The organism is Streptomyces phaeochromogenes, assembly GCF_001418655.1.
Classification (GTDB): domain Bacteria; phylum Actinomycetota; class Actinomycetes; order Streptomycetales; family Streptomycetaceae; genus Streptomyces; species Streptomyces phaeochromogenes.
The window spans coordinates 1-487 of sequence record NZ_LIQZ01000340.1 but is presented as its reverse complement, the minus strand read 5'-3'; the positions used below and the strand labels follow the sequence as shown (position 1 = coordinate 487).

Below are 487 nucleotides of genomic sequence, written 5' to 3'. Positions count from 1 at the left end.
AGGAAGCCGAGGGCGAGCGCGGCGAGTACGCCGAGGTTGGCGTAGGCCCAGGAGCCGTCCTTGCCGCCGAGGCCCAGCGGGCCGAGCAGATAGCCCTGCCACTCCAGCCAGTCGGCGGCCGTGTTGGTGACCAGGCCCCAGCCGATCGCGGTGGTGGCGAGGGTCAGCACCAGCGGGAGCGGTTCGACGTCGCCGTATCGGCCGCGGGGGCGGAACAGGTCCGCCTCGTCGTAGTCGCGGCGCCGCAGCGCGAGGTCGGCGAGCATCACGCCGCACCAGGCGGCGACGGGCACCCCGAGTGTGGTCAGGAAGCCGATGAACTGGCCCAGGAAGTCGTCCGTGAGGAAGACGATGTAGATCGAGCCCGCGATCATCAGGACGCCGTCCAGCAGGGCCGCCAGATAGCGCGGCACCCGCAGGCCCGCCGCGAGCAGGGCAAGGCCGGAGGAGTAGATGTCGAGGACCGCGCCGCCGACGAGACCGAGTA

At 71.7% G+C, this 487-nt stretch carries 1 pseudogene; it reads right to left on the bottom strand.

Going from position 1 to position 487, the window contains the following annotated elements:
- Window positions 1-487 (bottom strand): annotated as a pseudogene (locus tag AOK17_RS36550) (allantoin permease); the annotation flags it as partial.